10 protein-coding genes and 2 pseudogenes are annotated in these 11,061 nt (G+C 73.5%); 5 read left to right on the top strand and 7 right to left on the bottom strand.

The window, feature by feature from the left end:
- Positions 1-9: 9 nt before the first annotated feature.
- Positions 10-354 (bottom strand): hypothetical protein, encoded by a 345-nt coding sequence (locus tag V6U79_RS00465; protein WP_334519751.1) that lies wholly within the window; start codon positions 352-354, stop codon positions 10-12.
- On the bottom strand, positions 347-778 hold the full coding sequence (locus V6U79_RS00460) for a YbaB/EbfC family nucleoid-associated protein (RefSeq protein WP_334519754.1): 432 nt from the start codon (positions 776-778) through the stop codon (positions 347-349). Before V6U79_RS00460 ends, V6U79_RS00465 begins: the two co-directional genes overlap by 8 nt.
- A 75-nt stretch (positions 779-853) precedes the next feature.
- On the opposite strand from V6U79_RS00460, the gene V6U79_RS00455 reads away from it, so the two are divergent.
- Positions 854-2,086, top strand: coding sequence for an SUKH-3 domain-containing protein (locus tag V6U79_RS00455; RefSeq protein WP_334613052.1), 1,233 nt, complete (start codon positions 854-856; stop codon positions 2,084-2,086).
- A gap of 13 nt (positions 2,087-2,099) precedes the next feature.
- Here the strand turns inward: V6U79_RS00455 and V6U79_RS00450 are convergent, their stop codons facing one another.
- Positions 2,100-3,539, bottom strand: coding sequence for an aldehyde dehydrogenase family protein (locus tag V6U79_RS00450; RefSeq protein WP_334613051.1), 1,440 nt, complete (start codon positions 3,537-3,539; stop codon positions 2,100-2,102).
- A gap of 140 nt (positions 3,540-3,679) precedes the next feature.
- Here V6U79_RS00450 and V6U79_RS00445 point away from each other — a divergent pair, with 140 nt between their 5' ends.
- Positions 3,680-5,116, top strand: coding sequence for a gamma-aminobutyraldehyde dehydrogenase (locus V6U79_RS00445; protein WP_334519761.1), 1,437 nt, complete (start codon positions 3,680-3,682; stop codon positions 5,114-5,116).
- 129 nt (positions 5,117-5,245) lie between these two features.
- Positions 5,246-6,514: a 4-aminobutyrate--2-oxoglutarate transaminase gene (gene gabT, locus V6U79_RS00440; RefSeq protein WP_334613050.1), complete on the top strand. Its 1,269-nt coding sequence runs from the start codon at positions 5,246-5,248 to the stop codon at positions 6,512-6,514.
- A 97-nt stretch (positions 6,515-6,611) separates the two neighbouring features.
- Here gabT and V6U79_RS00435 read toward each other — a convergent pair whose 3' ends face one another.
- Complete coding sequence (locus tag V6U79_RS00435) at positions 6,612-7,310, bottom strand: RlpA-like double-psi beta-barrel domain-containing protein (RefSeq protein WP_442933726.1); 699 nt, start codon at positions 7,308-7,310, stop codon at positions 6,612-6,614.
- 217 nt (positions 7,311-7,527) lie between these two features.
- Complete coding sequence (locus V6U79_RS00430; protein ID WP_334613049.1) at positions 7,528-7,746, bottom strand: hypothetical protein; 219 nt, start codon at positions 7,744-7,746, stop codon at positions 7,528-7,530.
- A gap of 126 nt (positions 7,747-7,872) precedes the next feature.
- Between V6U79_RS00430 and V6U79_RS00425 the strand changes: the two are divergent.
- A pseudogene (locus tag V6U79_RS00425) lies at positions 7,873-8,019 on the top strand (transcriptional regulator); the annotation flags it as partial.
- Positions 8,020-8,273 (top strand): annotated as a pseudogene (locus tag V6U79_RS00420) (DUF779 domain-containing protein); the annotation flags it as partial.
- On the opposite strand, the gene V6U79_RS00415 reads toward V6U79_RS00420, so the two are convergent.
- Together V6U79_RS00415 and V6U79_RS00410 are read right to left on the bottom strand one after the other, a co-directional pair.
- The gene (locus V6U79_RS00415; protein WP_334613048.1) at positions 8,241-10,262 is read right to left on the bottom strand and encodes a HEAT repeat domain-containing protein; all 2,022 of its coding nucleotides are present in this window, start codon (positions 10,260-10,262) and stop codon (positions 8,241-8,243) included. The pseudogene V6U79_RS00420 and the gene V6U79_RS00415 overlap by 33 nt on opposite strands.
- A 62-nt stretch (positions 10,263-10,324) precedes the next feature.
- On the bottom strand, positions 10,325-10,942 hold the full coding sequence (locus tag V6U79_RS00410; RefSeq protein ID WP_334613047.1) for a hypothetical protein: 618 nt from the start codon (positions 10,940-10,942) through the stop codon (positions 10,325-10,327).
- Positions 10,943-11,061: the final 119 nt, after the last annotated feature.

Here is an 11,061-nt window from a genome sequence, read left to right as displayed (position 1 = left end):
CTCCGCTGGTCAGCGCCGGTAGCCGTGCTGGCCGGCCACTCCGTCGAGTCGCTGCCCGCTCCCGGTGTCGGTCTGCACCGTGGCCTCGACGGAGGCCACGACGTCGGCACCCAGCCCGGCCACCGCCCGCCCGACCCCCTCCCAGGCGCGCAACAGCGTCTCCTCGTAGCCGCGGTAGCTCTTTTCGAACGCGGCGCCGATGTCGTCGCGACCCCAGGGACGCTGCGCGCTCGCCGCCGCGATCGCACCCCCGACCTGCGCCCGCCGGGTGCCGATGGCCTCGCCGGCGAGGTGCAGGTCAGCGCCGCCGCGCCGGGCCCGGTCCGGGTCGAGCCAGAGCTGCCCCTCAGCCACGCCGCTCCCCTTCACCCTGAACCGCCGCGTCGGCCCGCCCGAGCAGTGCGCCGAAGTCACCGCTGCGGAGGAAGTCCGCCGATCCCGACCCCGCCGGCAGGTAACCCGCCACCAGTTCCTGGGTGGCGGCCGCGGCGGCGGCGGTGGCCCGACGGACCGTCGTGGTGACCTTCCGGCTCAACGCCTTCGCGTCCCGGTCGCGGAAGACCGCGGCACTGAGCTCCACGTCGATCAGCTCGCCCCGGGCCCCCACGGTGGCGGTCACCTGGCCGTCGTCGGAGCGTTCCGTAACTCGCAGCTCGGTCAGTCTGGTCTGCAGTTCGTCCAAGCCGGACCGGAGCCGCCGGTACTGCCCGTACACCTCGTCGAACCGTGCCCGGAGGGCGCGATTGGCTTCCCGGTCAACGCTTTCGGCCAACGCCACCCTCCCCGGTCACGTTCAGTCAGGCGAACCATACCGGGTGCCACGAAGTCGTGGGGGTCCGGTAGTTTTCAGCTTGTGATCGATCGCCAGCAGGCCGAGCAGCTCGCCACGGTGTGGGCCCGCCGCGACTCACAGCGCCTCGGCTACGAGTGCCGTCCACGGATCGACGAGTTCGACCTGGGGTACGTCATCCGGTCCGTCGTGGCCCCGGACGTCGACACCGTGCCCGGTGACCTGCCCACCACGGTCGTGGACAAGGAGACCGGCGAGGTCTCCACCTGGCCACGGGTGCCGGTCGCGGCGGTCGAGCAGATGTACCGCCGCAGTCGCCCCGCGGGCAGCCCGGCCCCCCGCACTGTCGACCCGGCGAGCCAACTGCTCCGCGAGATCCGGCGGCTGCCCACGCCTGCCACGGTCGCGCACCTGACCGTCGAGGGCCGCACCTACCTCGGCCACGGGGCCAAGGGTGACGTCGAACTGCACCACCACCCGCTGGTCCGCGCATACCTGGACGACCTGCCCGCCGGGCACCTGGTCCGCGGCGGCGACCGCCACGCCGAGCTGATCGTCGTCTCCGACGTCCTCCACGAGTACGACCACCGCCGTGCCGCCGCCGGTCGGGCCCCGCTAACCGTGAGTGAGGCGAAGACGCTGCTCGCGGGCACCCGACTTCAGGTCTTCCAGGTACGGGAGCCCGGCGATCCCAACGGCGGCGAGGTGCGGGATCTCTGCGAATCGTGCACGAGGGCCCTCGTCGACCTCGGCGCCCTGCCCTGGGGCGAGCTGGGGGCCATCACCGAACCGCCGGCGTTCACCCGGCCGATACCCGTCGCCGACCGCTTTCCGTCGGAGGTGGCCCAGGCCCTGGCGGACGCGGGCTGGGACCAGGACCCGCTCAACTGGGCGTTGGCACAGGGTGCCATCGCCGAGACCTGCGAGGTGACGGGCCGCACCCATCGCCATGAGTCCTTCCCGGCGGCGGAGCGCGTCCTCCTGGACTTCCCCGCGATCGTCACCTTCCGGCGTCGGCCCGGTGCTGACGTCTGGATCCGGCAGTTCGACACCAACCCGACGTGGGCGGCGCACACCGCTGACACCCTCGCCGACTTCGGGGCCGTCCTCGGCGTACGGCTCTTCCCGATCGGCTCCGAACGGCAGGACAGCATCCTCGCCGTGGACGAACACGGCCGCATCTTCGCCCTGGATCAGGCCGGCGAGTGGTTCCTCGGCGACGACATCGACGCCGCGCTCACCACGCTGCTGCTCGGCCTGGCCCCGGCCCGGGTCCGCGACGACGGCACCTGGTGACGCCGGACGGCGGCTACAACGCCACGCCGGTCAGCACCATCACCCGCGGCTCGGTGTAGTCCTCCATCGCGCTCCGCAGCCCCTCGCGCCCGACGCCACTGCCCTTCACCCCGCCGTAGGGCATCTGGTCGGCCCGGTACGAGGGCACGTCCCCGACGATCACCCCGCCGACCTCCAGCACCCGCGAGGCCGTGAACGCGACGTCGAGGCGGTGGGTGAACACGCCCGCCTGCAACCCGTACGCCGAGTCGTTGACGGCGGCGAACGCGTCCTGGTCGCTCTGCACGCGCGCGACCACCAGGACCGGCCCGAAGACCTCCTCGGTGCAGACCTTCGCGTCGGCGGGCACGTTGGAGAGCACGGTCGGCGGGTAGGTGGCGCCGTCGCGCCGGCCGCCCACCTCGATGGTGGCGCCGGCCACGACCGCCTCGTCTACCCACGCCTCGACGCGCTGGGCGGCCTCGACGGAGACCAGCGGCCCGACGTCGGTGTGCTCGGACGAAGGATCGCCGGTGCGCAACTCCTGCACCGCCGCGACGAGCCGGGGCAGGAAGCCGTCGTAGAGCCATTCGTGCACGAAGACCCGCTGCACGGCGATGCAGGACTGCCCGGCCTGGTAGTTGGAGAACGTGGCGATCCGGTGCGCGGCGAAGGTCAGGTCCTCGTCACCGGCCCAGTCCTCGCAGATCACCGCCGCCGCGTTGCCGCCCAGCTCCAGCGTCACGTGCTTCTCCGGCACCTGCCGGCGGATCGCCGCGCCGACCGGTCCGGAGCCGGTGAACGACACCACCGGCAGCCGCGGGTCGGCGACCAGTTCGGCGGCGCGCTCGTTGGGCAGCGGCAGCACCGAGAACATGCCCTCGGGCAGCTCGGTCTCGGCCAGGATCTCCCCGAGCAGCAGCGCCGACAGCGGGGTCGCCGGGGCCGGCTTCACGATGATCGGCGCGCCCACCGCGATGGCCGGTGCGACCTTGTGCGCGACCAGGTTCAGCGGGAAGTTGAACGGCGCGATCCCCAGCACGGGACCCCGGGGAGCCCGCCGCACCAGGGCGATCCGGCCATTCGCCGCCGGGTCGGTGTCGAGCCGTTGCAGCTCGCCGGAGAAGCGCCGGGCCTCCTCCGCCGCCCAGCGGAACGTCGACACCGCCCGCCCCACCTCGGCCCGCGCCCACTTGATCGGCTTGCCGTTCTCGCCGGTGATCAGCTCGGCGACCTCGTCGGCCCGCTCGGCGAGCCGCCGGGACACGTGGTCCAGGGCCGCCGCCCGGGCGTGCGCGGGCAGGGCCGCGGCCGCCGCGGCCACCCCGGCGGCTGCCGCGACGGCGGCTTCCACCTGGTCGGCCGTGGCGAGCGTGGTACGCCCCACCGTCCGGCCGTCGTACGGGTGGGTGACGGTCAGCTCGCCCTCGCCGTGGACGGGGCGGCCGGCGACATAGAAGGCTCTCGGCTCCACGTCGGCAGCCTAGACGACGAGCAGCCACACGGAAACAGTCGCCACGGGCCTTGTGGGCCGCGAATTCAGTAGCCAAGATGGCAGCTAGATTGCGAATACCTCCGCTGACCATCCCCCGGCCACCCCTCGGAGACATCCCCATGAGCGACCAGCAGCAGCTGCGCAACTTCGTCAACGGCGAGTACGTCGACCCGGTGGACGGCGGCTACGCCGACCTGATCGACCCCTGCACCGGCGAGGTCTTCGCCCAGGCGCCCGTCTCCGGGGCGGCGGACGTGGACGCGGCCATGCGGGCCGCCGCCACCGCCTTCGAGGGCTGGCGGGACACCACCCCCGGGGAGCGGCAGAAGGCGCTGCTCAAGCTCGCCGACGCGGTCGAGGCCCGCGCCGCCGAACTGGTCGACGCCGAGGTACGCAACACCGGCAAGCCGCGTCAGCTCACCGCCGACGAGGAGCTGCCGCCGGCGGTGGACCAGTTCCGCTTCTTCGCCGGCGCCGCCCGCCTGCTCGAAGGCCGCTCCGCCGGCGAGTACATGGCCGGGCACACCTCGTACGTGCGGCGGGAGCCGATCGGCGTCTGCGCGCAGGTGACGCCCTGGAACTACCCGCTGATGATGGCGGTCTGGAAGATCGCCCCGGCGCTGGCCGCCGGCAACACGGTGGTGCTCAAGCCCTCCGACACCACCCCGGTGTCGACGCTGCTGCTGGCCGAGATCGCGTCGGAGTTCTTCCCGCCGGGCGTGTTCAACGTGGTCTGCGGCGACCGGGACACCGGTCGTACTCTCGTGTCGCACCCGACCCCGCAGCTGGTGTCGATCACCGGCTCGACCCGCGCGGGCATGGAGGTGGCCTCCGCCGCCGCGCCCGACCTGAAGCGGACCCACCTGGAGCTGGGCGGCAAGGCCCCGGTGGTGCTCTTCGACGACGCGGACGTCGCGGCGGCGGCCGAGGCGATCGCGGTCGGCGGCTACTTCAACGCCGGCCAGGACTGCACCGCCGCCACCCGGGTGCTCGCCGGGCCCGGCATCCACGATGACTTCGTCGCGGCGCTGGCCGAGCAGGCCCGCAACACGAAGACGGGCGCGCCCGACGACGCCGACGTGCTCTACGGGCCGCTGAACAACGCCAACCAGCTCGCCCGGGTCAGCGGTTTCGTCGACCGGCTGCCCGACCACGCCAGCGTGGAGACCGGCGGCTCCCGGCAGGGCGAGCGCGGCTATTTCTACGCCCCGACCGTGGTCTCCGGCCTGCGCCAGGCCGACGAGATCATCCAGGACGAGGTGTTCGGCCCGGTCATCACCGTGCAGCGCTTCTCCGACGAGGACGAGGCGGTGCGCTGGGCCAACGGCGTCGACTACGGCCTGTCCGCCTCGGTGTGGACGCGCGATCACGGCCGGGCGATGCGGATGACCCGCCGCCTCGACTTCGGCTGCGTCTGGGTGAACACCCACATCCCGTTCGTCTCCGAGATGCCGCACGGCGGCTTCAAGCACTCCGGGCACGGCAAGGACCTCTCGGTCTACAGCCTGGAGGACTACACCCGGATCAAGCACGTCATGCACAACATCGAGGGCTGAGCGGTGAGCGCGAGGAGTGAGCCGGGCCTGCGAGCCCCGCAGTCGCGAACGGACGAGGGCTCAGCGGTGAGCGCGAGGAGTGAGCCGGGCCTGCGAGCCCCGCAGTCGCGAACGGAAGAGGGCTGAGCCTTGTCGAGCGAGGAACTACACAAGCGGCGCGGGGCGGCGGTCGCGCGCGGCGTCGGCAGCGTCATCCCGTCGTACGTCGAGCGCGCCAGCGGCGGCACCATCACCGACATCGACGGGCGGGAGTGGATCGACTTCGCCGCCGGCATCGCCGTCACCAACGTGGGCAACTCCGCCCCGAAGGTGGTCGAGGCGGTGCGGGCGCAGGTGGAGCTCTTCACCCACACCTGCTTCATGGTCGCACCGTACGAGTCGTACGTGGCGGTCTGCGAGCAGCTCAACGCGCTGACGCCGGGGAACTTCGAGAAGCGTTCGGCGCTGTTCAACTCCGGCGCCGAGGCGGTGGAGAACGCCGTGAAGATCGCCCGGCACGCCACCGGGCGGCCAGCGGTGGTGGTCTTCGACCACGCGTACCACGGCCGGACCAACCTGACCATGGCGTTGACCGCGAAGAACATGCCGTACAAGCACCGGTTCGGGCCGTTCGCCGGGGAGATCTACCGGGTGCCGATGTCGTACCCGCTGCGGGACGGGGGTCTCTCCGGGGCCGAGGCGGCGGCGCGGGCGATCGAGATGGTGGAGAAGCAGGTCGGCGCGGAGAACGTAGCCGCGCTGCTGATCGAGCCGATCCAGGGCGAGGGCGGGTTCGTCGTACCGGCGGAAGGGTTCCTGCCGGCGCTGCGCGAGTGGGCGACGGCGGCCGGGGTGGTCTTCATCGCCGACGAGATCCAGACCGGCTTCTGCCGCACCGGCGACTGGTTCGCCTGTCAGCACGAGGGCGTCGAGCCGGACCTGATCACCCTGGCCAAGGGCATCGCCGGTGGCCTGCCGCTGGCCGCGGTGAGCGGTCGGGCGGCGCTGATGGACGCCGTGCACGTCGGCGGTCTCGGCGGCACGTACGGCGGCAACCCGATCGCCTGCGCCGCCGCGCTCGCCTCCATCGAGACCATGCAGGAGCTGGACCTGGCCGGTGCCGCCCGGCGGATCGGGCGGGTGCTGGGCGACCGGCTGCGCGCCGTCGCCGCCCGCGACCCGCGCGTCGCCGAGGTACGCGGCCGGGGCGCGATGCTCGCCGTGGAGATCGTCCAGCCCGGCACGCTCGTTCCCGACCCGGCCGCCACGGCGGCGGTCTCGGCGGCCTGCCACGCCGCCGGCCTGCTCACCCTCACCTGCGGCACGTACGGCAACGTGCTGCGCTTCCTGCCCCCGCTGGTCATCTCCGACGAGGAGCTGTCCCGCGGCCTGGACATCCTGGACGCCGCCTTCGGCTGAGGGGAAGATCGCGCAACAACCGGGAAGTAGTGGTCTCCCCTCGCGGCGGAGGCCACTACTTCCCCGATCGAGCGCGATCGTGTCAGGCCGAGCCCGCTCAGCGCAGCAGCTCGACCGTGTTGCGGCGGACCAGGTTCTTGCCCGGCTCGCGGATCAGGTCCATCGCGGCGGCGTTGAGCAGCACGCAACTGCCCGACGGTCCGGTCACCGTCACCGTCACCACCTTGTTGTTGTCCAGGTTGGTCACCCGCAACCGGGTGCCGACCGGGAACTGGCCACTCGTCGCGGCGGGCGCGCCGCCCTCGGCGGAGAAGGTGATCGCGCCGGTGCACGCGCTGGCCGCCGGCGGCCGGGCCGCTCCGGCACCCGGGCGGGCGTCACCCGGTCGGGTCTCCCCGGGCTGCGCGCCGGGCCGCGCCGGCGACGCCGCCCCATCGTCGAGGCGCTCCACCACGTTGCGCCGGATCACGTTCTTGCCGGGCTCGCGGACCAGGTCCATCGCGGCGGCGTTGAGCAGCACGCAGCTGCCCGACGGGCCGCTCACCGTCACCGTGGCGGCCTTGCCGTTGTCCAGGTTGGTCACCCGCAGCCGCGTCCCCACCGGGAAGCGGTCACTGGTCGCCGCCGGCCCGCCGCCCTCGGCCGAGAAGGTGACCGACCCCGGGCAGGCGCTCGGTCGGGCGGCGGTGGTGTCGGCGAAGCCGAACCCGGTCCCGACCGCCACCACCGCCGTGGCGACCACCGCCACGCCAGCCGCCAGCACGTGCTTCCGCTGCACCTTCACCGCATCTCCCATCGTCCGACGCTCTGTGGAAGGTGGTACGACCCGGGGGCGCTGCAGGGTTCAGCTTCACTGGAAGGAAAGTTTCAGGAAAGCCGGTGCCGCACCACACTGGCGCGGCCCCGGACCCACGAGCGGAACACCATGTACGTCAGGGCGGGCGTTGGACAGCAATGTCGTTCCACTCGCGCAGCCGCCCCGCACGCCGCGCTCGCAGCGGCCCCCGGAGTCGTCAGATGTCGTTGTGCCAGCCGCGCCTGATCTCGCCGGCCGGGCACGGCTCGCCCCTGGCGACGACCCGCCAGAACCGCCCCGGCTCGGCGTGGTCGCGCAGCGACAGCTCGACGCCGACCCGCACCCGACGGTCGTCGGCCACCCAGGCGACCAGGTGGCGGTCGCCGCTGACCAGCTGGAGCTGCACCATCATCCGTTCCCGCGTCCCGACCATCACGACCGCCTTCCCGTGCCAGCACGCGCACCCTGCGCGACGCCCAGGATGGACGGACACCGATCCACGGGCAACCGGTATTGGCGATCGAGGGTGGCCTGGGTCACGATGGGCGCGAGGAGGTCGCCGATGGCTGACCCGTGGCTCGCCCTGGAGTTCGGCGCCGATCCGGCCGAGCGGATCGCGCAGGTCGGCGCCGCCCACGAGGCGTTCCTCACCGGCGGCACCGCCCCCGGCCGAGTCCGTGAGGTGGTCCGGCGGTCGTGGGAACGCTCGGCCGGCGAGTTCCGCACCGGAGCGTCCGACGTCCTGCTGGCCTCGCTCGCCGTCGACGGGGTGCCGGAACCGGTCGACTTCTGGATGTCGAAGTCCCAGTGGGAGCTCCGGCGCCACACGGTGCTCACGGTCGACGTGGTCCCGGGCCGGGGCAGCGGCTTCTCCCTGGAGGCCCCTAGGGCGTTCGCTTCCTCATCCGCTCCCGGCTCGCCCCGGTGGGGTCAGCCGGTGAGGACTGCGACGGCCCTGTGTAGCTCCTGGCGGAGTTGATCGTCCTGCCAGGCGGTGTTGTGCTCGATGCCGGAGGTCACCAGGCGGCGGTCGCGCTCGGCCAGGTCGCGCAGCGCCGGCACCGCACTGCGCGCGTCCATCTCGACCAGCAGCGGCAGCGCGCCACGGGCGCCGTACTCGTCGTCGAGGGCGCGGATCAGCACCGGGGCGAGCTCATCCGGTGGCACCCCGAGGCGCCAGAGCGCCCGCACCGCCGCCACCCGGGCCCACTGGTCGGCGAGGAGCTCCCGCAGCACCGGCTCCAGCGAAGGCTCGGCCAGCCGGGCGGCCAGCTCGGCGGCGGCGCTCGCGGGCAGGGCACCGCCGGCCAGCACCGCCCGGAGGGTGGGCAGCACGGCGGCGGTCTCCCCCGTGGCCGCGTGGACGATCCGCGCCGCCACCACCTGGACGTGCCGCTCCGGGTACGTGGGCAGCGCCACCCCGGTCAGGTACGGCCGCAGCGTCGGCGCGAGCGGCGCCAGCGCCTCCGCCGCCGTCTCGGCGACCCGCACCAGCTGGCGGTCGTTGCCGACCCGCCCCTTGCCCAGTAGCGCCTCGACGGCGGCCACCAACGGGTCGGCCGCACCGGCGAGGCGCCACAGCGCCACCCCGGCCGTCAGGTCGCCGGCCGACGCGGCGGCCCGCAGCTCGGGCAGGGCCGCCGGTGGGAGCACCCCGATTGCGGCGAGCGCGGCCGACACCTGGGCCGGCGCGGCCGGCAGCGCGGCGGTCAGCTCCGGTGCGGCGGCGGCCGCGGCGGACCCCCACCCTCCGATCAGCGTGGCCAGCCCGGCCACCAGCGGCGGCGGGCCGCCGTCGGCGAGCCGCTCCCGGGCGGCGGCGAGCACCGCCGTACCGAAGGGCAGTTCGCCGTAGGGGATCCGCACGTCGTGCCCCGCCGTCCAGGCCGCGCAGATCACCTCGATCCACCGGGGATCGGCCAGCATGGCCAGCGTCTCCGTCGCCCGCTGCGGCGGGGTGAAGCCCACCGAGTCGGCCACCTCCGGGTAGCCGGCGGCGATCCGGGCCAGCCCGTCGGCGTACGCGCCGGCGCCGGTGCCGGCGAGGCGGAGCACACCGGTGGCGTCCCCGCGTACGTCCTCGTCCGGGTCGTCGAGCAGGCGGCCCACCAGGGGCAGCAGCAGGGCGGGGGCGGACCGGCGCGCCCGGCACCGCACCCCAATCCCGTAACAGGCGGCGCGGCGGGCGTCCGGGCCGGCGTCGAGCATCCGCCGGAACAGGTCGGCCACGACCTCGTCGTCGGTGTCGAGCGCCAGCTCGGCGACCGCCTCGTTGTGGTGCTGCCACACGTAGTCGAGCTCCGCGTCCCGGCCGAGCGCTTCGGCGAGTGCCTCGACCGCCCCGGCGGGCCAGGGCAGGCCGGCCCGCAGCAGCGCGACGGCGGCGGCGACGCGGACCACCGGCTCTTCGCCGCGGAGCGCGCCGGCCAGCAGGCCGGCGTGGCCGGCGGCGTCGCGCAGGCCGAGGGCGAGCGCCAGACAGGCGCGGACGCCCGGGTCCTCCTCGGTGGCCCAGCGGTCGCGCAGCAGGGCGACCGGGAGACGGTCGCCGCACTGCGCCACGGTGTACGCCGCGCACATCCGGACCTCGGGGTCGGGATCGGCGAGCAACGGCGGGAAGCGCTCCGCCTGCGCGCGTACCGCCTCGCGCACCTCCGCCTGCTCGTCGCCGTAGGCGTGGTGCGGGTCGGCGAGCATGCCCACGGTGGCGACCAGCGACGCCCGCTGGTGCGGGGCGGTCACCGCCAGCTCGGCCAGGAACGGCACGGCCGGGACGGTGGCCGGGTAGACGGTGCCCTGGTGGAAGACGCTGCCCACGAACTCCTCAAGGGCCTCGCTCGCCTCGTCCTCGTCGGCCGACGCCATCGCCCGCAGCAACCCCGCCGTATCCTCGGCCGCCCCGTAGGCGTGAGACAGCCCCGCCCACTCAACCTCGTCCAGACCACTCAGCACCGTCGCACCTTACGTCCCCACACCGACGCCGTCGATCATGCACATGTGGTGGGCGACCGCGGTCAGCTCGAGTCGGAGACCACGCCCGAAGGAGGGAAGGCCGGGGCAGGAGGGTCCACCCACTCGGACATGTCGAAGACAGTGCCGCAGTAGTCGTCGTGGCGGTCGATCTTCGGCTGGATCGACAGGTCTCCCACTCGCACGAGAGTCGCCAGCTCCTGGACGAGGCTGCCAGCGAGGCCGTAGATGGCTCTCCCGTCGGCGTGCGTCAGGGGGATGTCGATGCCGTGGACCTCCCCGTTCCCACCGACCCGGAGGTAGATCCGGCACCTGTCGTTCGGCTGGAGCATGAACCCGGTGAACTCGTACACGTCGGTGAACCAGGGCGGGTCGCCGCCGTGGGCGAACTGGCTGAACAACTGGAACAGGCCGAGGTCGGGCACGTCCGCCTCCATGCTCTCGGCCAGTTGGGCCGCCGAGACCGGGACGATCACGTTGTGATGACTGTCCCGCACCAGCGTCGACGTCACCAGGTACTGCTCCAGGCCGACCGCGAAGGTGGTTCTGATCAGGTCGACAGCGGCGCCGACGCCGACCAGGCGCCCGTCCCGGACCAGGTCCGGCAGCGCGAACTCCGCCGCCACCCCGGTCGTCATCCGCTCGTCCATGGAGAGCGCCACCCGCGAATGCGCCCGGCGCGAGCGGACCACTCCGCGAAGCCGCGGACCGCGCGACGGCGAGGAACCCGGCGTCGTGACCAGGAGTGGCAACATGCTCCTCAGCAGGAGGCCGTGAATCG

This window comes from Micromonospora psammae, from assembly GCF_036902725.1.
In the GTDB taxonomy this organism is placed as follows: domain Bacteria; phylum Actinomycetota; class Actinomycetes; order Mycobacteriales; family Micromonosporaceae; genus Micromonospora.
This window is presented reverse-complemented; position numbering and strand designations above follow the sequence as displayed.